Genomic DNA, 21,041 nt, shown 5'->3' on the forward strand with positions numbered 1-21,041 from the left:
GGGACCCAGGATACTCGCGCTATTCCGAAAAATCGACGTACTGGTAAATCGGGCTGACCCCGCTGCCGGGCGGCAGGGAAATCAGCTCTTTGATGAGGCCGTCTCGCAAGCCGTACACCCAGCCGTGCAGGGTGGGACCATGTTCCTGTGCCCAGCTCTGTTGGATGATCGAGGTATGGGCCAGGTTATGGACCTGTTCGATCACGTTCAGCTCGACCAGACGGCCGATTCGTTCCTCTTCGGTGCCCAGCGCCTCGATCTCGTCGGCATGCAGCCGATAGATATCCTTGACGTGTTTCAGCCACTTGTTCACGATCAAAAGCCTGGCGCTCTGTTTTTGCAGCGCAGCCCTGATGCCGCCACAGTTGTAGTGTCCGCAGACGATGACGTCGCGCACCTTGAGCACGTCGACCGCATACTGCAAGACGCTCAAGCCGTTGAAGTCCGTGGTGATCAACTGGTTGGCGATGTTGCGGTGGACGAAGATTTCGCCGGGCTGGGCGTGGACGATGATTTCCGCCGGCACTCGGCTGTCCGAGCAGCCGATCCAGAGCACGGCCGGACTCTGATCGACCGCCAGTCGCTCGAAATAATCGGGTTCTTTCAAGGTCTGTTCCGTGGCCCAGGCCTTGTTTTCCAGCAGCATCCTCTCGAAAGCTTCCATCAGCTCGCACTTTTTGTCTTTAGGAGATGGTGAACGGTCCGGCCGACACGGGCGTCAGCCGGAAATTTTGTACAGAGGGCTCGCCCCGGCGTCGCCTTGTCGGGTTTCGGGTTCTCTGCCGGTCGGCCTCGGCGCGGATCTGAGATTCTTCAGATGAACCACGATCCGGTCCTCGGGCGATGCCTTGACGAAGTCCTCGATGGTTTCCAGGATGTCCTGGTCCACGAATGCCGCGTCGGTTCCGTCGATGATCAGCTCGCTGTCGGGTTCGACCTGATCCAACAGCTCGCGCAGCAGGGCCTTGTTCAAGAACGAGACATCCTTTCGAAGCCGCAGCAAATAATGGTTGCGGTGCCGGGTCAGGGAAATGGCGGCGCGGAAATTCGCCCGGATGACGTAATACAAACCGCAGGCGACGCCGATGGCAATCCCTTTGAGCAGGTCCGTCGCCAGTATCGCGATGACGGTGACGGCAAACGGGACGAACTGTGTCGTTCCTTTGCGGTACATCTGGAGCACCATCGCCGGCTTGGCCAGTTTGTAGCCGGTCACCAGCAGAATCGATGCCAGCGCGGCCAGAGGAATGTGATTGAGATAGCGGGCAAGGAAGCCGACGCTCAGCAGCAGAAGGACGCCGTGGATGAAACATGCCACTTTGGTCCGCCCGCCGGCATTGATATTGGCCGAGGAACGGACGATGACGGCCGTGATCGGCAAGCCTCCCAAGAGACCGGCCAGCAGGTTGCCCAGGCCTTGCGCCTTGAGTTCCCGGTTGGTCGGCGCCACCCGCTTCAGCGGATCGAGCTTGTCGACTGCCTCCAGGCTGAGCAGGGTTTCGAGGCTGGCAATCACGGCAACGGTGAACGCAACGGTATACACCGCCGGGTCCATGATGCGGCTGAAATCCGGGAAGACGAGCCGCCCGGCCAAGTCGTCGAAGCCCTGAATGTTCGGAAGCTGCACCATGTGTTCCGGCGCGATCGCCAGGGACGATCCCGCCATCGAGACGTTGAACCCCACCGCCCAGAGTATCGCCGCCAGTGGACCGGGAATCTGCGCCAGCAGCGGCACGAAGCGGATCAGCCGGGTCTCCCACAGCACCATGATGGCGATCGCTACCGCACTCACCAAAGTCGAACCCGGCGAAATGGCGTCCATGGCGTGCAGCAGTTCCGAGAACGTACCCTCGGCGTCCTGAGGCAGATAGGTTTCTTCTCCCATGAGGTCCTGGCCGTAGCCGACGGCATGCGGGAGCTGCTTGGTGATCAGGATGAGCCCGATGGCCGACAGCATGCCCTTGATGACGGACGACGGGAAATAGGCGCCGATGGTTCCCGCCCTGAGGAAACCGAGAGCGAGTTGCATCAGCCCCGCCAGGATCACGGCGAGCAGAAAGTGCTCAAAGCCGCCGAGCTTTTCGATGCCCTGCAGCACGATGACCGTGAGGCCCGCGGCGGGGCCCGACACGCTCAACTGCGAGCCGCTGGCCCAGGACACGATCAGTCCGCCGATGATGCCCGCGACCACACCGGAAAGCAGCGGCGCGCCGGACGCTAGGGCAATGCCCAAACAGAGAGGCAGCGCGACCAGAAAGACCACGATGCCGGCGGGGATGTCCTGCTTGAGATGCTCAAGGTAATACGAGAGATGCTTTCTGACCATGTTCGATGCTTTCCACTCGTGTGGTGCAGGCGGCCGTGGAACGCGGCGGGTCCGCCGCCAATCTGGCCGAATGCATAGGCTGGCGAGGATGAAACGACGACACGCTCGCCGATTCACTCGCCCATGGCTGAATTACACCAGAACGATAGGTTGATTTCAACTGAGAGGTTGAAATACACCATACCGCACCCACTTCGGCCCGAACCTCCTACGTCTGCGGACCCGGTCACCCCGGTTCGATGACGATGACGTATCGACTCAATCATGTATTGACAGTGAATCTTATGGCGCTTACTCTACCTTATAGTTTCGCTACGAAACTATTACGGCCTGCATGAAAACGGAAGGTTCGGCGCGCCCGGAATGACGCGCATCCCGTCCAGAGCTCGCGCAGGCCACTACCCGACTGACCGAGAGGAGAACAAAAAGATGAACGAAGAAACCCAACCCGCGAAAGACTACTTCTGGATTTATGTTGCGCTGGCAACGGCCGCTCTGGTGGGCGTCGTCGTCATGGCCAAGATGAGTGAAAACGACAAATACGATCCCATCCGCGCGCAGCAGAACGAAGAAATCGCGCGCATGAACATACGCGTTCTTAACTGAATACGGAACCCCATCGCCCGCTTCGGCGGAAGGACACTCCCATGATCGATACAAGCTTGAAACTCTATTCTCTCCTGCTTCTTGCGTGGGTCTCGGCACTGCCGGGAAGCGTTTTCGCAACGGAATACATCTATCGCGACCTGATCGGCAATACGCTCCCGCCCCAGAAATGCGCGGCGAGAGCCGAAGCCGAGGCGAGTGCGGCCGACGAATACAATCTCAAGAAACACGCCAGGATATTCTGCGAATCCCAAGGTTACGGCTGGCATGTCGAGCAGCGCAAGAGCGCAGGCAAACTGGTCTGCGAGGAGTGCGGCGACAGGGACCGGTTCCACTGCCACATGGAGGACGTCGTCGTACAATGCAAGCGGATCAAACCCGGCTCCGTCGGCCTGATCCCCGGCCGGGGATGAACCTCCTTCCCCCATCCATGAGAGAGGAGGCTTCCGCCGGTGGATGGCAACGACCGCCATTTCGGGAAAAACTCTGTTGCGTCGAAACGGGGCGGTACGTATACTGGCTGCCGAGCTGTAACCTGCTCTTTCTCTTGAAGACCAGACGTATAACATTATCTGGAGGACATTAAGATGCGTTGGGAAAAACCGAGCTACAACGACATGCGCTTCGGCTTCGAAGTCACCATGTACATCTACAACCGTTAATCTCAAACGGTTGTGCGAAAGCGGGGTTCGATCGTTCGAGCCCCGTTTTCGTTTGCGCGGCAGCATCAACTCCTCAGAGCTTCCCTATGATCATTCGTGTGCTCGGAGCCGGCGCCGGCGGCGGGTTTCCGCAATGGAACTGTAACTGCAGCAATTGCCGGCGTTTCCGCGAAAAGAGCCTGAACGCTCGCGGCCGGACCCAGTCCTCGATCGCGATCAGCGCCGATGGCAAGCGCTGGGTGCTGTTCAATGCCTCGCCGGACATCCGCAGCCAGCTCGAGGCTTTTCCTGCCAGCCATCCGCGCGAGGGTGTCCGCGACAGCGGCATCCACGCCATCGTGCTGATCGACAGCCAGATCGACCACACCACTGGCCTATTGATGCTGCGCGAATCCACCCGCCCACTGCAAATCTATTGCAGCGAGATGGTGAAACAGGATTTGTCCACCGGCTTCCCGGTATTCCGGATGCTGGAACATTATTGCGGGGTGGAGCACCATGCCGTTCCGCTGGACGGCGGCAGCTTCGCGATTCCCGGCATCAACGGCTTGAAATTCTCGACCCATTCGCTGAAAAGCAAGGCGCCGCCCTATTCGCCCCACCGCCACGATCCGCACGACGGCGACAACATCGGCGTGATCGTCGAAAACACGGAAAACGGCCGTAAACTTTACTACGCGCCCGGCTTGGGCGAGATCGAACCGCACGTCCAGGCAGCCATGGAAACCGCCGATTGTCTGCTGGTCGACGGTACCTTCTGGCGCGAGGACGAGATGCACCATGCCGGCATCTGCGACAAACAGGCGCGGGAGATGGGCCACCTGCCGCAGTCTGGCCCCGGCGGCATGCTGGAAATCCTGAATGCCTCGCCGGATGCCCGCAAGGTCTTGATCCACATCAACAACACCAACCCGATTCTGGACGAAGATTCGCCGGAGCGGCAGATCCTGACCCAAGCCGGGGTCGAGGTCGCCTACGACGGTTTGGAAATCGTTTTGTGAGGAATCCCATGAGCCAAGACACGACCCCCTGGAGCCGCGAAGAATTCGAAGCCCGGCTGCGCGCAAAGGACAAGTTCTATCACATCCATCACCCCTACCACGTGATGATGGCCAACGGCGAACTGAACCGCGAGCAGATCCAGGGCTGGGTGGCGAACCGCTTCTATTACCAGATCGCCATTCCGCGCAAGGACTCGGCCATCATGGCCAACTGCCCGGACCGCGAAACCCGCCGCAAATGGATGCAGCGCGTGATGGACCACGACGGCTACGGCGACGACCCCGGCGGCATCGAAGCCTGGATCCAGCTCGGCATCGCCTGCGGCCTGAGCCGGGAGGACCTCACCTCGCTCAAGCACGTGCTGCCCGGCGTGCGTTTCGCGGTCGACGCCTACGTCAACTTCGCCCGCACCGCGACCTGGCAGGAAGCCGCCTGCTCCTCGCTCACCGAGCTGTTCGCGCCGACCATCCACAAGCAGCGGCTGGCCGGCTGGCCGGACCTCTACCCCTGGATCGCCGCCGACGGCCTTGCCTACTTCCGCAAGCGGGTGACCCAGGCCAGCCGCGACGTCGAACACGGCATCGAAATCACGCTGGATTACTTCAAGACCCGCGAACAGCAGGAAAGGGCGTTGGAAATCCTCCAGTTCAAGCTCGACATCCTGTGGTCGATGCTGGATGCCATGTATCTGGCCTATATCGACAACAAGCCACCTTACTTCAACATCGCCGGAGCCGCATGAGCCTGCAACCCGACACACTGCTGGAAATCTCGCCCCTGCTGCGCTTGCAATGGGAGGAAGCTCAGCAGCGCTACGTCATGCTCTACCCCGAAGGCATGATCGAACTGAACGAGACGGCCGCCGCGATCCTGGAACTTTGCGACGGCAAGCACAATCTCACTCACATCGTGGAAAAACTGGAACAAAAGTACGAGGCGACCGGAATCGAACCCGATGTGCGCGAAATGCTCGAAAGTGCCTTGAACAATGGCTGGATCAGAGAATTCGTCCCTCAGTAAACCGCGCTGGCTGCTGGCGGAACTGACTTACTCCTGCCCGCTGCAATGCCCCTATTGCTCCAACCCGCTGGATTATGCCCGTTTAGGGCATGAACTGAGCACCGAGGAATGGAAGCGGGTGCTGAGCGAGGCCCGCGCGCTCGGCGCCGTGCAGCTCGGGCTATCCGGCGGCGAACCGCTGACCCGCCGCGACTTGGCCGAGATCGTCGCGCACGCCCGCCAGCTCGGCTATTACACCAACCTCATCACCTCCGGCTACGGCCTGGACGAAGCCCGTATCGCCGAGCTGAAATCGGCCGGCCTCGACCACATCCAGGTCAGCATCCAGTCGCCGGAAAAGCTGCTGAACGATAAGCTCGCAGGCACCGAGTCGTTCGAGCACAAACTCGAGGTCGCCCGCTGGGTGAAGCGGCACGGCTATCCGATGGTGCTGTGTGTGGTGATCCATCGCCAGAACATCCACCAGATGCGGCAGATTCTGGAGATGGCCGAGGAACTCGGGGCGGATTACCTGGAGCTGGCCAACACCCAGTATTACGGCTGGGCGCTGCTCAACCGGGACCATTTGCTGCCGACCCGCGAACAATTCGCCGAAGCCGAAGCGATCGCCCAGGCCTACAAGGAAAAGGTGAAGGGCCGGATGAAGATCTACTACGTCGTCCCGGACTATTACGAAGACCGGCCCAAGGCCTGCATGAACGGCTGGGGCACGACCTTCCTCACCATCGCGCCGGATGGCATGGCGCTCCCCTGCCATGCCGCCCGAGAACTGCCAGGGCTGGACTGCCCCAACGTGCGCGATTTCAACGTGCGCGACATCTGGTACGAATCGGACGCCTTCAACCGCTTCCGCGGCTATGGCTGGATGAAAGAGCCCTGCCGTTCCTGCCCGGAAAAGGAAAAGGACTTCGGCGGCTGCCGCTGCCAAGCCTATCTCATGACCGGCGACATGACCGATGCCGACCCGGTTTGCAGCAAATCCCCGCACCACCATCGGGTGGCGGAAGCCATCGCCTCTGCGCAGCGGTCGCTGGCGGACAGACCTTTGGTCTTCCGTAATCCCAAGAATTCCCGAGCCCTGAGCGGCTGATTCGACTCAGGCCACGGAAAATGTGGCCGCTTCCCCTGTTACCCCCCCTTGTTCCGGCGAAATGCTCATCGTAGCTTTCGCTAAGATGAGCCCGATCGAAGCCGCATGAGAACTCGGCGGCTGGCGGATCTGAACGGTGGCTGAGCCAGCTCTAAAGCGCCGCTTTCACCACTGCCAACCCGCTCGCGATCAAACCGCCCGCTTCACTCTCCAGCCAAGTAGCCTCGGTCTCCTTCCGCAACCAAGTGTACTGCCGCTTGGCGAACTGCCTGGTGGCGATGATGGCGCGTTCGACGAAGGTATCGAAATCGCATTCGCCCTCGAGATAGGCCCAGGCCTGCCGGTAGCCTACGGCGCGGATCGAGGGCAGGGTTTCGTTCAGGTCGCCGCGGCGGTACAGGGCTTCGACTTCCCCCAGGAAACCATCGTCCAGCATCCGCCGGAACCGCTCGGCGATCCGCTCCGCCAGCACGGCCCGGCTCGATGGGGCCAGCACCAGGCGCAGCGGCCGGAACGGCAGCTCGGGGTTTCGGCTTCCCTCCCACAGTTCGGACAGCGGTTGTCCGGTGAGGTAGAACACCTCCAGGGCGCGCTGGAGGCGCTGGGGATCGTTGGGGTGGATGCGCGCAGCCGCCGGAGGGTCGATGCGGGACAGTTCGGCGTGAAGCGCTTGCCAACCTTCCCGCACCGCCCGCTCTTCAAGCTCGCGGCGGATTTCCGGATGGGCGGGTGGCAGTTCCGCCAATCCGCGCAGCAGCGCGTTGAAGTACAGCATGGTGCCGCCGGCCAACACCGGCAAGCGGCCGCGGGCGGCGATGTCGGCGATCAGGGCCAGCGCCCGGTCGCGGAACTGGCCGGTGGAGAAGGTTTCGGACGGGTCGAGGATGTCGATCAGGTGGTGCGGCACCGTTGCGCGATCGGCGGAGGTGGGCTTGGCGGTGCCGATGTCCATGCCGCGGTAGACCAGGGAGGAATCGACGCTGACGATCTCGCCGTTCAGGGCGCCGGCGATCTCGATCGCCAGCCGCGATTTGCCGGAGGCCGTGGGCCCCATCAGCGCCACGACCGGCGGCAGCTCGGAAGCGGTCATCGGCCGCGCAGGAACAGCCGGTCGAGTTCCTGGGTATCGAGCTGCACCCAGGTCGGCCGGCCGTGATTGCATTGCCCGGCGCGCTCGGTCGCCTCCATTTCGCGCAGCAGCGCGTTCATCTCCGGCACGGTGAGCTTGCGGCCCGCCCGCACCGAAGCGTGGCAGGCCATGGTGGCGAGGGTCGCGTGGACGGTGTCCTGCAGACGATCGGAAGACCCGTGCTCGCGCAGGTCGGCGAGCACATCCCGCACCAGGCGCTCGACATCGCCCCCCTCCAGCAAAGCCGGCACCGACCGGACCAGCACGCTGTCCCCGCCGGTGCGCCGCAGTTCGATGCCCAGCCGCGCCAGGTGCTCGCCGTGCTCGTCGGCCAGCTCGGCATCGGCTAGACCCAGCGTGATCCGCACCGGCAGCAGCAAGGGCTGGCTGGCGATCCGGCCGGACTGATATTGCCGCTTCAAGCGCTCGTACGTGATCCGCTCGTGGGCGGCATGGCCGTCGACCAGGATCAAGCCTCGAGCGTTCTCCGCCAGGATGTACACTGCTTTGAGATGGGCCAGGGCGTAACCCAGCGGGGGGATATCCTGTTCGGCGCGGGTGTCGGGCCGGTTCGGGACGGGCGCGGGCGCTGAATAGAGTTTGCGCAGATCGCCCAGGGTATCGACCACGCTGCCGGTTTGATAAGCCTGACGCGGCGCCTCGGCCACCCGGAACAAGGGTTGCTGGCGGGCGGACGGCTCGTAGGAAGACACCGGGCGCTCCTGAACGGGCGCTTCCATCGCAACCGCCGTCTGCCCAGGCTTGTGCCCGGCGATCGAGCGGTGCAGCGCGCTGAACAGGAAATCGTGCACCATCCGCCCTTCGCGGAACCGCACTTCCAGCTTGGCGGGGTGGGCGTTGACATCGACCAGGGCCGGGTCGATCTCCAGGTACAGCACATAGACCGGCTGGCGCTGGTGGTACATCACGTCCTGATAGGCTTGGCGGATGGCGTGGCCGACCAGCTTGTCGCGGATCAACCGGCGGTTGACGTAGAAGAACTGCAGGTCGCCCTGGCTGCGCGAGAACGTCGGCAGCCCGACCCAGCCGTGCAGGCGCAAGCCGCAGGATTCGAAATCCACCCGCAGCGACTGTTCGAGGAAATCCGGTCCGCACAGCGCACCGATGCGTTCGGCCCGGTCGGTGTCCTCTCCGCCCGCCCGCAGCCTGAGAACTTCGCGCTGGTTGTGGCGCAGCGCGAAGCCGACGTCGAACCGAGCCAGTGCCATCCGCTGCACCAGGGTCTGGACGTGGCCGAATTCGGTCTTCTCCGCGCGCAGGAACTTGCGGCGGGCCGGGGTGTTGTAGAACAGGTCTCGCACCTCGACCGTCGTTCCCTGCGCGTGCTGGGCGGGCTGGATGTCGAAATCGCTCTCGCTGCCGTCGGCGCTCACCTGCCAGCCGCACGGCGCATCGCCGGTGCGGGAAGTGAGCGTCAACCGCGCCACCGAGCTGATGCTGGGCAGCGCCTCGCCGCGAAAACCCATGCTCGCCACCCGCTCCAAGTCCTCCAGCGAGGCGATCTTGCTGGTGGCGTGGCGGGACAGGGCCAGGCCTAAGTCTTCGCGGTCGATGCCGCAGCCGTCGTCGCGAATCCGGATCAGCCGGGCGCCGCCCTGCTCGATATCGAGTTCGATCTGGCGGGCGCCGGCATCGAAGGCGTTTTCGACCAGTTCCTTCACCACGGAAGCGGGCCGCTCGATGACCTCGCCGGCGGCGATCTGGTTGATCAGTTGCGGGGGGAGCTGACGGATGCGCATGGCGGGGAAGAGAGGGCTGAAAGCGCCGGACCGTTTATCCGGAAAGCCTTCGTCCGTTCAGGCAAGAAATCGTGGGCGACCAGGACGGCGCCTCCCTGGCCGTTTCGGAAGGCCGTCGGCCGCTCCGTGGGTGTCTCATTTTGGGGGTGCATACACTGCTCGGGCCTTGACGCCGGGATCGGCCGAGACCTTTGACTTGCCCTGCTTGTCCCAGACGAGCTGGTACTGGTCGAAACTGGACAGCCAGTAATGCCACACCGGCGCATCCAGCGAAGTCGTATCGCTGGTCAGAGGATAGCCGACCGCCATGATGGCCTGTTCCTTGGTCATGCCCTCCAGCATCTTGCCGATCCGGATCGCTTCCTGCACTTCGGCCGGGAACGTGGCAAGACGGACCTTCGGGTCCTTCGTCACGACGACCTTCTCGACCCACTGCTGCAGGCTTTCCTGTTTGCGCCCGTAATCGTGCCCCAGCCGCATCAGACGGCCGCCGATCTCGGCATAGGCCACATTCCCGCTCATGCCGTACACCTTGACCGGAGTACCCGCAGCGATGAATGGCTCATCACCGTAGTTGCCGTCGCTGATCCAGTCGCCCTCGAAATGCAGGTTACAGCAGGTATAGCCGGTTCTCAAAGCCGGGGCATTCGGATCGTAGCGAGGGGCGCATGCCGCGATACCGGCCACCGCCAGGGAAAACGAGGCAAGGCGGCAGGCACTTTTCAAGTTCCAAACGGGGTTGTTCATCTGCGACTCCTTGACATGGGACAGGGACGACCGGAGGGCGCTTGCGGCTCACCCAAGGTTGTCGAGAAATTTCTCGGCGTCGAGCGCCGCCATGCAGCCGGAACCGGCGGACGTGATGGCCTGGCGGTAAATCGAATCGGATACGTCGCCGGCTGCGAACACGCCTTCCACACTGGTCGCCGTGGCACCGCCTTCGCTGCCTCCCTTTACCACGATGTAGCCGCCGCGCATCTCCAGTTGGCCAGCGAAGATGTCGGTGTTCGGGCTATGGCCGATCGCGATGAAGACCCCTTCCAGAGCGATGTCCTTGGTCGTACCGTCCTGCACGTTCTTGATGCGCATCCCGGTAACGCCCATCTCATCGCCCAGAACCTCGTCCAGCACGCTGTTCCACTCGATGCTGATATTGCCGCTGCGCGCACGTTCCTGCAGTTTGTCCGACAGGATCTTTTCGGAGCGGAATTTGTCGCGCCGATGGACCACGGTCACCTTCGCGGCGATGTTGGACAGGTACAGGGCCTCTTCGACCGCGGTATTGCCGCCGCCGATCACGGCCACGTGCTTCCCCTTGTAGAAAAACCCGTCGCAGGTCGCACAGGCCGAAACGCCGCGACCCTTGTACGCCTCCTCGGAAGGCAGGCCCAGGTAGCGGGCGGACGCGCCGGTGGCGATGATCAGCGCATCGCAAGTATAAACGCCGGCATCCCCCGTCAACGTGAAGGGGCGCCGGGACAGATCGGCCGTGTGGACATGGTCGAAGACGATTTCGGTGTCGAAACGCTCGGCATGGCGCCGCATCCGTTCCATCAGTTCCGGACCCATCACGCCATCGGCATCACCCGGCCAATTGTCGACGTCGGTCGTCGTGGTAAGCTGCCCGCCCATCTGGATGCCGGTCACCAGAACCGGCTTGAGATTGGCGCGCGCGGAGTAGATCGCCGCCGTATAGCCCGCCGGGCCTGAGCCCAGAATCAGAACTCTGGAGTGCTTCGGTTCGCTCATGAAATCCTCTATCCTGCTGCAAAAATAAAGGCATTATACGGCGCCGCGGAGCGCGATTTCTAACCGGACGCTCAGCGGGGAGGCGTGCGCCGGACACGGTGCGCCTTGCGGATCGGCGCGCACATTTGAAACAATATCGAGTTCCTTTATTTGATTGATTTGGTGGGCCTTTTGGCGAGAGCGGACAAGAAAATGACACAGGCGGACGATCTGCGCTCCTCCCTGGTGCGGACTTTGAGAGAGGGAGCGTTCCTCGCCTATCTGGCGCTCGCCTCGTTCTTCCTCATCGCTCTTGTCACCTTCGACCTCGAGGATGCCGGCTGGACCCATACCGGCAGCCGCCGGTCGGTATCCAACGGCGCCGGTGCGGTAGGTGCCTGGCTGTCGGATTTTTCGTTTTCCCTGTTCGGGATCATGGCCTACCTGTTGCCCCTGCTCCTGGCTGGCTACGGCTACCGGATCTACCGGGGACGCAGTGCGCAGCACCGGTTCTCGCTGCTGGACTCCACGCTGCGGTGGCTCGGGCTGGGTGCGGCCATTGCGGCCGGCTCCGGCATCGTCGACCTGCAATTGCTGCGGGTTCCCCTGCCACTGCCGGAGACGACGGGAGGCATCGTGGGCCGGGAACTCGCGGACCTCGTCACCGGATCGTTCGGCGTCAAAGGCGCATCGGCCCTGCTCGGCGGCGTCTTCCTGGCCGGGATATCCTTGGCTACCGGCCTGTCCTGGCTGGGACTGGTGGATACCATCGGCCAGACGGTGCTGACGCTGATCCGCGCGGTCACGACCGTTCCCGCTTTCCTCACGAGGGGCGCGCACCCGCCCCAACCCGCTCCCGCGCCGCCACAGCCGGCCGCAGCCGCGCCGGCGAAGCCTCGTCAAACTGCACCGCGCCCGGCCAGGCCGCAGGAGCCGTCCGCGATGCCGGCCCAGACCCCAGAACCCCCCGCGCAGCGCACTCCGGTGATTCCCTTCCTGCAACCCAGGAAACCGCCGGCGGCACCTGTCGCGCGGAAGCCCGCCAGCGGAGCTCTGCCCGCCCTGAGCCTGCTGAACGACACCTCGGCCAAGGTGCATGCCTATTCGCCCACGGTGCTGCAGCAGATGTCCGAATTGGTGGAAACGATCCTTGCCGATTTCGGCGTGGACGTCGAAGTGGTCTCGGTCCATCCCGGCCCGGTGATCACCCGCTTCGAGCTGCAGCCCGCGGCCGGGGTCAAGGTCAGCCGGATCAGCGGCCTGGCGAAGGACCTGGCGCGAGCGCTGTCGGTCACCAGCGTGCGCGTGGTCGAGGTCATTCCGGGCAAGTCGGTGGTAGGCCTGGAAATTCCCAACCGGGAACGCGAAATCGTGCTGCTGCACTCGGTTCTGTCGTCGGATGCCTACCAGCAGGCGCCCTCCCCGCTCACCCTGGTGCTTGGCAAGGACATCAGCGGCCACCCGGTGGTGGCCAATCTGGCCAAGATGCCGCATCTGCTGGTCGCCGGCACCACCGGTTCGGGCAAGTCGGTCGCCATCAACGTGATGATCCTGAGCCTCTTGTACAAGGCCAGCCCCAGCGAGGTCCGCCTGATCATGATCGACCCCAAGATGCTGGAGCTTTCGGTCTACGAAGGCATCCCGCATCTGCTCACCCCGGTGGTCACCGACATGAAGGAGGCGGCCAACGCCCTGCGCTGGTGCGTAGCCGAGATGGAGCGGCGCTATAAGCTGATGTCGCTGGTCGGGGTGCGCAATCTCGAAGGCTTCAATCAGCGGGTGCGGGAGGCCGCCGACGCCGGCAAGCCGCTGCGCGATCCGCTGTGGAACCCGAACCTGGCTTTGGGCGACGAGGAGCCGCCGCTGCTGGAGCCCCTGCCCTGCATCGTCATCGTCATCGACGAACTGGCGGACATGATGATGATCGTGGGCAAGAAGGTGGAGGAACTGATCGCCCGCCTGGCGCAGAAAGCGCGCGCCGCGGGATTGCACCTGATCCTGGCCACCCAGCGGCCGTCGGTGGACGTGATTACCGGCCTCATCAAGGCCAATATCCCGACCCGCATCGCCTTCCAGGTGTCGTCCCGGATCGACTCGCGCACCATCATCGACCAGGGCGGCGCAGAGGCCCTGCTCGGCAATGGCGACATGCTCTATCTGCCGCCCGGCACCGGCTTCCCGCAGCGCGCCCACGGCGCCTTCGTGTCCGACCATGATGTCCACCAGGTGGTGGAATTCCTCAAGAGCACCGGCGAGCCGGACTACATCGAAGACATCACGCGTTTCAACGAGGACAGCGGAGACGGATCAGGGTTTCGCGGCGGGAACGGCGACGGCGGCGGAGGTGACGAAAGCGACGCCCTTTACGACGAAGCGGTGCGGTTCGTGACGGAGAGCCGCAAGGCTTCCATTTCCGCCGTGCAGCGCCGCTTCAAGGTGGGCTACAACCGCGCCGCGCGGATGATCGAGGACATGGAGCGCGCCGGCGTGGTCACCCCGGCCGATACCAACGGCAGCCGCCAGGTGCTGGCCCCGCCCCCGCCGCCGGTCTGAAGGAGACGGAATCAGGCCGGTTCGGTCTGCTCGACGCTGTCCCGCCCCGGCCGCTGCGGCAACGCGAATCCGCCGTTGCCGTAACGCTTCGCCGCCTGGCTGCAGAACGCTGTCACCAGCGATTCCATCACTTCCTTGAAAATCCCGCCCAAAGCCATCTGCAGCAGCGGGTTCGCGAATTGGAAATCCACCCGGAACGAAACGTCGCAGCCGCCGTGCGGATTGGGGTCGAAGCGCCAGTTGCCGCGCAGATATTTGAAAGGCCCATCCACCAGTTTCATATGGATGTGCCGGCCCGGCTCCATCGTGTTGGCCGTGGTGAAATTCAGCCGTACGGCGCCTTTCGCCAGGGTAATGGTCGCCTTGATTTCGCGCTCTCCGGCCGAAAGCACTCTTACGTCGCGGCAGAGCGGCAGGTATTTCGGATAGTCGGCCACGTCGTTGACGAGCTCGTACATCTGATCTTGCGTGTAGTTCACGCAGACGCTGGTCGATATTGTCGGCATCATTTCCCTCGAAAGTTTGGCGGTCGTGCCGGCTTGCGCGTTTTGAGCCGCAACGCAAGCCGAATGCCGAAATGATAAAGCAGTTTGCCGCAGGGATCGAAGCCGGACGTCTTGGGCAGGCGGCCGAAGAAGACGAATGCCATGCGCTCTCGAGATCCCTGGCCCCTCACACCGAGGCGCCGCAAACCTCTAGGGTTTGACCGGGCGACGGACGAGAAATTCAAGGAAGCTCCGATCGACCCGGAGCTTCCTTCGCGGTATTGCTGAGTTGGGCAGTGCGGAACGGTCAGGTGCCGAGCAAAGCCGGCTTGACGATCGCCAGCCACTCGTCCAGGCGCTCATCGGTCATTTCGCTCTGGTTTTCGTGGTCGATCACCAGGCCGACGAACTTACCGTCCACGATCGCCTTCGACTTTTCGAACTCGTAAGTGTCCGTCGGCCATGCGCCGACCACGCTGGCCCCGCACTCGATCATCTGCTCGTAGAGCTCGATCAGTGCGTCGACGAATTCATGGCCGTAACCCTGCTGATCGCCCAGGCCGAACAGCGCCACGGTCTTTCCCGACAGGTCCTTGCCCTTGAACTTGGGTAGGAATTCGGCCCAGCTTTCCTCCGATGCTCCGGAGTCCAGGCCCGGCAATTCGCCATCGCCCAGGGTCGGTGTTCCCAGAATCAGTGCATCGTATTTGAGCACATCGTCGATGCTGGCCTTTTTGACATCGACCGGAGCATCCGCATCATCGCCCAGCTTCTTGGCAAGCTGCTTGGCGACGCGGCGGGTATTGCCGGTATCGGAGCCGAAAAAGATCCCTATCTTCCCCATGACTGTTTCCTCTATAACATATTGTTCAACAAGGGTTATAACTGCGCCTGAACCGGTCTGGCCCGGTCTTCTCGCCGAGCCGGGACTTCCGACACCGCCGGCTGGTTCCTTACGAAAACAGCGATCCCGCACCTGCGGCAGATGTCCACGATTCAGGCATCCACCAGGATCAAGCAATAACCGGACCAATAGTGGGGTCAAGTCCGGATGACGGACGTTGGACCGTTTCCACATCCGAAAACTGTCCACAGAATCTGTGGATAAGCATGTGGGCTTGCCCGGCAATAAAGCATCAGGCCATTGAAAATCCAAGAAAACATTGCAGCGGCCAGCGCTTTTCCAGACGCGCGCGGAAACGGTGCGGATGCCGTAACCGATGCACGGCCCTGAGGCACGCGTTGTCGGAAATAACGTGAGTTGACGAGGAAAGGGATTCCGATGGCGGCAAGATTACCAAGCAGGATGACCGGGCACCATTTCAGATGGCTGCTGAAGCTGTATCGTCCTCTGGTCATGCCGAGCAGAGCGATGGCCGGCAGGCTCCCTACCCCCAGGGTCAGCGTCACCAGCAACCACCGCCCTTCGGGCAATCGGGGCGCATGCTCAGGACGGCGAACATCAGAGTTCCGTTATCGACGAACGCGGACAGCGCGTTTGCGAACGAGGCGCTGTGCTGGCCGTACGGCCAAGCCGAGACGGCATCCGGCTCGCAGTGACTCAATAAAGCCGCCTTCGGAACATCCAGGCCGCCAGGAAGAGCGTCGCCAACCCGATCAACGCCATCGGCCAATATTGATCCAGCAGCAAGGACATCGGGATTCCTTCAAGCATGACGCTGCGCACGATGACCAGGAAATAACGTAACGGATTCAGCAAAGTAAAGGTTTGCATGACCTCAGGCATGTTCGCGATGGGTGTGGCGAACCCCGACAGAATGATGGACGGCACAATAAACAGAAAAGCACCCAGCAGTCCCTGTTGCTGAGTGGCGGCAAGGGACGAAATCATCAGGCCGGTGCCGACGGTCGCCGTCACGAACAAGACGATACCCAGGTAAAGTGCAAAGACTTCCCCGACAAACGGTACGCTAAACCAATACACCGCCATCAGAAGGATGAAAGTGGACTCGACCAGACCGATCAGAACGCCGGGGAGCGCCTTGCCGACGAGAATTTCCAGCGGTGTGAACGGCGTGACGAGGAGCTGGTCGAAGGTGCCCTGTTCCCGTTCGCGGGCCACCGACAGCGCCGTGACCAGCGTGGTCACCACCAGCGTCAGCAATCCGACGATGCCCGGCACGATGAACCATCGGCTGGTCAGATTGGGGTTGAACCAGGCGCGGATATCCAAACGGGTGGCGGGCAACGGGAGATGTTGTTGCTCCGCCCAGCGGCGGTTGAAGTCGGCCAGAATGGTTTGGGCGTAATTGAGGGCGATCAGGGCGGTGTTGGAATTGCGCCCGTCGATGACAAGCTGAACGCTGGCCGGTCGGCGGTTGGAAAGATCGCGGCTGAATTCGCGCCCGACATGCAAGACCAGCAAGGCCTTTTTGGGATTGATGAACTCGGCGATGTCGGATTGCCGGGCAATCCGGCCCACCACGCGGAAGGCTCTGGCGCCGGCGAAACGGGCGATCAGTTCGCGCGAGGCCGATCCCGTGTCCTCGTTATAGATGGCGATGGGCGCGCGATTGAGATCGAAGGTCGCCGCATAGCCGAACACCAGCAACTGGATGATGGGTGGGCCGATCAGTACGAAACGGCTCTTCTTGTCCTTGAGCAGCGCCAGGAACTCCTTTTTCAGCGGTCCTAAGATCGCGCGCCACATCGACCTACCCCAAGCGCCGGGGCATGCGGCGCGCGGCCAGCGTCAGAAAGACCGCCGCCATCGCTGCCAAGGCCAGGGCATTGGGGACGATCACCTCCCACACGTCGCCAGCCAGAAAGACGGTTTGCAGAATGGCGACGAAATAACGCGCCGCAATCAGGTAGGTGAAGGCCTGTACGGCGGCGGGCATGCTGCCGATGTCGAAAATGAAGCCGGACAGGATGAAGGCCGGCAGGAAGGTGGCGATGATGGCCACTTGCCCGGCGACGAACTGGTTCTGGGCGACGATGGAGATGAAAAGCCCCATTCCCAAGGCGGCCAATAGAAACAGCGTGCCGGTCGCCAGCAACACCCAGAGCGAGCCGCGCAGCGGAACGTCGAACAGATACAGGGCCATGCCGATCGACAGGATCATGCCGCCCATTCCCAGCAAATAATAGGGCGCGAGCTTGCCGACCAGCACCTCGCCGACACTGACCGGGGTCGCCATCAGCGCCTCCAGGGTGCCGCGATCCCACTCGCGGGCCACGACCATCGCGGTCAGCAAGGCGCCGATCAGGGTCATGATCACCGCGATCAAGCCCGGAACCAGATAATCCCGGCTGCGCACGGCCGGATTGAACCAGATGCGCTGTTGCATCTGCACCGCCTGCATCGATGCCTGCGCGCGCTGGTCGGCCTGCCGGTTCAGCCATTGCGTCCATGCGCCCTGCAGATACCCCGAAACCAGGCGGGCGGTATTGGCGTCGACGCCGTCCAAGAGGACCTGAATCGGCGCCGTCTGCTTGTTCAAGGCTTGACGGGCAAAGTCGCCGCGCAAGTGCGCGATGGCGCTCACCTCCCGCCGGTCCAAGGCCTCCTGCGCCTTGCTCAGGTCAGGGAAATACGCCGGTTGGAAATACTCGGAGCGTTGTAGTCCCGCAAAAAAATCCGCCGTCTCTGGCCCCGGATTTTCGGCCACCAGGCCTATCCGTACATGCTTGGCGTCCAGCGAGACCCCGTAGCCGAATATGATCAGCAGCACGATAGGCAACAGGAAGGCGATGCCGATGCTGGAGGGATCGCGCCGGATCTGCAGAAATTCCTTGCGGATCAGACCCGCCAGATGAAGCCGCCGGGCGGCCCGGCGGGGTAATGCGAAAGGTTCGGCATTCATGGATGGGAGGATTCCGATTGTTCAAGCAACAGGATGAAGGCGTCTTCCAGGGTCGGGTTGGGCCGCTCGGGGCGAAGGGCCTTAGCGCGAATCTCCTGGGGCCGGCCGGCGGCGAGCAGGCTGCCCGCCGCCATGATCACCAGGCGGTCGCAATATTCGGCCTCTTCCATGAAGTGCGTGGTCACCAGCACGGTGACGCCCTGTTCCGCCAATACATTGATCGCCGACCAGAAGGCGCGGCGCATCAAGGGATCGACGCCCGAAGTCGGTTCGTCGAGGAACAAAATCTCCGGTTCGTGCAGCAGGGCGCAGGCCAGCGCCAGGCGCTGTTTGTGCCCCAGTGGCAAGTCCCCGCTGGCGCTTTCGGCATAGGCCGTCAGCTGAAATTCCTTCAAGGCCCAATCCAGACGGACCCGCCGCTTCCCCTTGTCCAAGCGGTAGGCGCTGGCGAAAAATTCCAGATTCTGGCGGACGCTAAGAGCGCCATAGAGGGAGAACTTCTGCGACATGTAGCCAATCCGTCGCCTGGCCTCGGAGGCGGCGCTGCGCAGATCGACGCCGGCGACGCGAAGTTGACCCCGGCTCGGCGGCAACAGTCCGCACAACATCCGGAAGGTGGTGGTCTTGCCGGCGCCGTTGGCGCCCAGGAGTCCGAAGACCTCGCCCCGCTTCACCTCGAAACTGATGCGCTTGACCGCCTGAAAAGCGCCGAACCAGCGCTCCACCTCCTGTACCTCGATCACCGATCCCTCTCGACCTAGCGGTTTGGATGAAGCCGATATGGCCCGCCCCAGGGCCACCGGCTCCACCAGGGGTTTGAGCCGGGTGATGAAACCGTCTTCGAAGCGGGGCTGCACGGGTGTAACGGTCAGCGCCGGGAACTCCGCGGCGAGATCATCGAGCTTTGGGGCTTGGGGCCGGACCGTCACCACCCGCACCGCATCTCCTTGAATCACGGTATCGATCATCTCCGGACGTTCCTCCAGCCGGCTTTGCAGGCGGCGGGTAAGGTTTCCCGCGCCCCGGATTTCGTAACAGCGCCCCGCCAAGAGGGCGAGTTCCGCGTCGGGAGCGCCATGCCGCATCAGTTGTCCGGCATGGAGCATGAAAATCTCGCGACAGCGTTCGGCCTCGTCCAGATAGGCGGTACTCATCAGCACGGTGGCGCCGCTCTCCACCATCGCCTCGATGATGACCCAAAGCTCGCGCCGCGACACCGGATCGACGCCCACCGTCGGTTCATCCAGCAGCAACAGCCGTGGCCTGGCCACCAACGTGCAGGCCAACCCCAGCTTTTGCTTCATGCCGCCGGACAACTTCCCTGCCAGTCGGTCCCGAAAAGAAACCAACTTGGTCATCTCCAACAGTTCATGGAACCTCCCCGCCCTGAGGCAGGAGGGGACGCCGTGCAGATCGGCATACAAGTCGAGGTTCTCCTGCACCGTCAGGTCTTCATAAAGGCCGAATCGCTGCGGCATGTAACCGGTGATGGCATGGACGGCGTCCGGCTGCGCTACCGGATCCAGGCCGAATACCGAGATCGCGCCGCGATCCGGGGCCAGCAAACCGGCGATCAGGCGCAACAAGGTCGTTTTCCCCGCCCCGTCCGGCCCGATCAGCGCGCTGACGGCGCCGGTCCGAATGCTCAGCGTGACGCCTTCAAGCGCCGTCATCTGTCGCCGGCCCACGGTAAAGCGTTTGCCGATGCCGGTCGCTTCCACGGCAACAGCCGCGTCCTTTTCCGTCGAAGGCGGCGCCTTCGTCATGGGGACTTGCAGTAATCCGACAATGAAGCGGGAGGCGTGCGAGTTTCCCCGTTCAGGAGAAGCGTGACGGTGGCGGGCATGCCGAGCCGCAATTCCTGATCGGGATCGCAGGTATAGACGCGCGCCTGGTAAACCAGGCTGGTGCGCAACTCCGGTGTTTCGACGGCTTTGGGGGTAAACTCGGCGACCGGGGAAATATAACCGACCCAACCACGATAGGATTTGCCCGGATAGCTGTCGGTGGTGATGCGGGCCGGCAGCCCTAAACGGATCTTGCCCAGGTCGGATTCGTTCACGTAAGCGCGGCACCACTTAGGATCGGTAAGCGCCAGCGTGAACACCGGACTGTTGGCCGTGACCACGGCGCCAGGCTCCAGGATGCGGGTGCGGATGACGCCGGCCGTGGGCGCCTTCAGCGTGGCGCGCCCGAGACGGTAACGGAGCAGCGCCAGATTGGCGCGCTGCGCCTCGACTTCCGCGCGTTGCTGATCCAGCTGCTCCCGGCGAGTCCCTTCCAACAGCAAGGCCAGATCCTCGCGCGCCTTCTTCAGGTCCGCTTCGGCCACGAGGCGCTCGGCATTCGTCGTGTCTGCCTCTTCCCTCGAAGCGGCGCGTTCGTGCGCGTCGATCAAACTCACGCGCCGGCTATGGATCAGAGCAGCGTTCGCCAGCGCGGCCTCGGCGGCCTGCACGGTGGCACGCCCCCGCTCGATTTCTTGCGGTCTGGGTCCATGAACCCCTTCGGCCAGTCGCGCCTCGGCCAGTTTCAGCGTCGCTTCGGCGGCCTGAACGGCGTCCAGGAAGGCATCCTGCTCTAGAATCGCCAGCGTCTGCCCGGCTTCCACGCGGTCGCCTTCCTCCACCAGAACCTGGTCGATCGGGCCGTCGACGCCGAATCCCAAGTCGACCTCGCGAATGTCCATGTTGCCGTAAAGCGTCAATTCGCTTGCGGAATCGCCACCGGTCTTCCACGGCCAGTAGGCCGCCGCGAGGCCGGTGCTCAAAGCACACAAACCGAACAGGAGAATCTTCTTTTTCACATGAACTCCCTTGAACTCGTCATGGAAAGTCATTCAGGAAGGGGGCG

The 21,041-nt window shown here is 62.8% G+C and carries 22 protein-coding genes; 8 read left to right on the top strand and 14 right to left on the bottom strand.

The annotated features are described in order from the left end of the window. Window positions 1-19 precede the first annotated feature (19 nt). The gene (locus GNH96_RS10765) at window positions 20-664 is read right to left on the bottom strand and encodes a carbonic anhydrase (RefSeq protein WP_169603674.1); all 645 of its coding nucleotides are present in this window, start codon (window positions 662-664) and stop codon (window positions 20-22) included. A 54-nt stretch (window positions 665-718) separates the two neighbouring features. Continuing rightward, the gene (locus GNH96_RS10770) at window positions 719-2,326 is read right to left on the bottom strand and encodes a SulP family inorganic anion transporter (protein ID WP_169603675.1); all 1,608 of its coding nucleotides are present in this window, start codon (window positions 2,324-2,326) and stop codon (window positions 719-721) included. 429 nt (window positions 2,327-2,755) lie between these two features. On the opposite strand from GNH96_RS10770, the gene GNH96_RS10775 reads away from it, so the two are divergent. From GNH96_RS10775 to pqqE, 7 genes are all read left to right on the top strand, one after another. Then, on the top strand, window positions 2,756-2,932 hold the full coding sequence (locus GNH96_RS10775; protein ID WP_169603676.1) for a hypothetical protein: 177 nt from the start codon (window positions 2,756-2,758) through the stop codon (window positions 2,930-2,932). Between the two features lie 41 nt (window positions 2,933-2,973). Further along, the gene (locus GNH96_RS10780; RefSeq protein WP_169603677.1) at window positions 2,974-3,345 is read left to right on the top strand and encodes a hypothetical protein; all 372 of its coding nucleotides are present in this window, start codon (window positions 2,974-2,976) and stop codon (window positions 3,343-3,345) included. Window positions 3,346-3,519: 174 nt separating this feature from the next. Continuing rightward, the gene (gene pqqA / locus GNH96_RS10785; protein ID WP_010960722.1) at window positions 3,520-3,594 is read left to right on the top strand and encodes a pyrroloquinoline quinone precursor peptide PqqA; all 75 of its coding nucleotides are present in this window, start codon (window positions 3,520-3,522) and stop codon (window positions 3,592-3,594) included. Window positions 3,595-3,680: 86 nt separating this feature from the next. Beyond that, window positions 3,681-4,595 carry a pyrroloquinoline quinone biosynthesis protein PqqB gene (gene pqqB, locus GNH96_RS10790; RefSeq protein ID WP_169603678.1) on the top strand — a complete coding sequence of 305 codons (915 nt, stop codon included), beginning with the start codon at window positions 3,681-3,683 and terminating at the stop codon, window positions 4,593-4,595. A gap of 8 nt (window positions 4,596-4,603) precedes the next feature. Continuing rightward, window positions 4,604-5,338: a pyrroloquinoline-quinone synthase PqqC gene (gene pqqC / locus GNH96_RS10795; RefSeq protein ID WP_169603679.1), complete on the top strand. Its 735-nt coding sequence runs from the start codon at window positions 4,604-4,606 to the stop codon at window positions 5,336-5,338. Beyond that, the gene (gene pqqD / locus GNH96_RS10800) at window positions 5,335-5,616 is read left to right on the top strand and encodes a pyrroloquinoline quinone biosynthesis peptide chaperone PqqD (protein ID WP_169603680.1); all 282 of its coding nucleotides are present in this window, start codon (window positions 5,335-5,337) and stop codon (window positions 5,614-5,616) included. Before pqqC ends, pqqD begins: the two co-directional genes overlap by 4 nt. Continuing rightward, on the top strand, window positions 5,585-6,706 hold the full coding sequence (gene pqqE / locus GNH96_RS10805; RefSeq protein ID WP_169603681.1) for a pyrroloquinoline quinone biosynthesis protein PqqE: 1,122 nt from the start codon (window positions 5,585-5,587) through the stop codon (window positions 6,704-6,706). Before pqqD ends, pqqE begins: the two co-directional genes overlap by 32 nt. 151 nt (window positions 6,707-6,857) lie before the next feature. Here the strand turns inward: pqqE and miaA are convergent, their stop codons facing one another. From miaA to trxB, 4 genes are all read right to left on the bottom strand, one after another. Continuing rightward, window positions 6,858-7,796, bottom strand: a complete 939-nt coding sequence (miaA, locus tag GNH96_RS10810; protein WP_169603682.1) for a tRNA (adenosine(37)-N6)-dimethylallyltransferase MiaA — start codon at window positions 7,794-7,796, stop codon at window positions 6,858-6,860. Beyond that, a complete protein-coding gene (gene mutL, locus GNH96_RS10815; protein ID WP_169603683.1) occupies window positions 7,793-9,595 on the bottom strand; it encodes a DNA mismatch repair endonuclease MutL in 1,803 nt (600 codons plus the stop codon). Before mutL ends, miaA begins: the two co-directional genes overlap by 4 nt. Window positions 9,596-9,730: 135 nt before the next feature. Beyond that, window positions 9,731-10,342: a hypothetical protein gene (locus tag GNH96_RS10820; protein ID WP_228719824.1), complete on the bottom strand. Its 612-nt coding sequence runs from the start codon at window positions 10,340-10,342 to the stop codon at window positions 9,731-9,733. A 48-nt stretch (window positions 10,343-10,390) separates the two neighbouring features. Continuing rightward, the gene (gene trxB / locus GNH96_RS10825) at window positions 10,391-11,344 is read right to left on the bottom strand and encodes a thioredoxin-disulfide reductase (RefSeq protein WP_169603684.1); all 954 of its coding nucleotides are present in this window, start codon (window positions 11,342-11,344) and stop codon (window positions 10,391-10,393) included. Between the two features lie 192 nt (window positions 11,345-11,536). On the opposite strand from trxB, the gene GNH96_RS10830 reads away from it, so the two are divergent. Next, complete coding sequence (locus GNH96_RS10830; RefSeq protein WP_169603685.1) at window positions 11,537-13,876, top strand: DNA translocase FtsK; 2,340 nt, start codon at window positions 11,537-11,539, stop codon at window positions 13,874-13,876. An 11-nt stretch (window positions 13,877-13,887) separates the two neighbouring features. Here GNH96_RS10830 and GNH96_RS10835 read toward each other — a convergent pair whose 3' ends face one another. The 8 genes from GNH96_RS10835 to GNH96_RS10870 all read right to left on the bottom strand — a co-directional run bounded on the left by GNH96_RS10835 (window position 13,888) and on the right by GNH96_RS10870 (window position 20,994). After that, window positions 13,888-14,355 (bottom strand): type II toxin-antitoxin system RatA family toxin, encoded by a 468-nt coding sequence (locus GNH96_RS10835; RefSeq protein ID WP_267313368.1) that lies wholly within the window; start codon window positions 14,353-14,355, stop codon window positions 13,888-13,890. Window positions 14,356-14,381: 26 nt separating this feature from the next. Continuing rightward, window positions 14,382-14,525 carry a hypothetical protein gene (locus GNH96_RS10840; RefSeq protein ID WP_169603687.1) on the bottom strand — a complete coding sequence of 48 codons (144 nt, stop codon included), beginning with the start codon at window positions 14,523-14,525 and terminating at the stop codon, window positions 14,382-14,384. Between the two features lie 143 nt (window positions 14,526-14,668). Next, on the bottom strand, window positions 14,669-15,205 hold the full coding sequence (locus GNH96_RS10845) for a flavodoxin (RefSeq protein ID WP_169603688.1): 537 nt from the start codon (window positions 15,203-15,205) through the stop codon (window positions 14,669-14,671). Between the two features lie 197 nt (window positions 15,206-15,402). Beyond that, on the bottom strand, window positions 15,403-15,771 hold the full coding sequence (locus GNH96_RS16360; RefSeq protein ID WP_407658819.1) for a hypothetical protein: 369 nt from the start codon (window positions 15,769-15,771) through the stop codon (window positions 15,403-15,405). 151 nt (window positions 15,772-15,922) lie between these two features. Then, complete coding sequence (locus GNH96_RS10855; RefSeq protein WP_323848023.1) at window positions 15,923-16,933, bottom strand: ABC transporter permease; 1,011 nt, start codon at window positions 16,931-16,933, stop codon at window positions 15,923-15,925. 103 nt (window positions 16,934-17,036) lie between these two features. Further along, window positions 17,037-18,188, bottom strand: coding sequence for an ABC transporter permease (locus tag GNH96_RS10860; RefSeq protein ID WP_169603690.1), 1,152 nt, complete (start codon window positions 18,186-18,188; stop codon window positions 17,037-17,039). Continuing rightward, on the bottom strand, window positions 18,185-19,954 hold the full coding sequence (locus GNH96_RS10865; RefSeq protein WP_169603691.1) for an ATP-binding cassette domain-containing protein: 1,770 nt from the start codon (window positions 19,952-19,954) through the stop codon (window positions 18,185-18,187). Before GNH96_RS10865 ends, GNH96_RS10860 begins: the two co-directional genes overlap by 4 nt. After that, window positions 19,951-20,994, bottom strand: coding sequence for an efflux RND transporter periplasmic adaptor subunit (locus tag GNH96_RS10870; RefSeq protein WP_169603692.1), 1,044 nt, complete (start codon window positions 20,992-20,994; stop codon window positions 19,951-19,953). The genes GNH96_RS10865 and GNH96_RS10870 overlap by 4 nt, the downstream gene beginning before the upstream one ends. Window positions 20,995-21,041 lie beyond the last annotated feature (47 nt).

The sequence above is a fragment of the Methylococcus geothermalis genome (genome assembly GCF_012769535.1).
Lineage (GTDB): Bacteria > Pseudomonadota > Gammaproteobacteria > Methylococcales > Methylococcaceae > Methylococcus > Methylococcus geothermalis.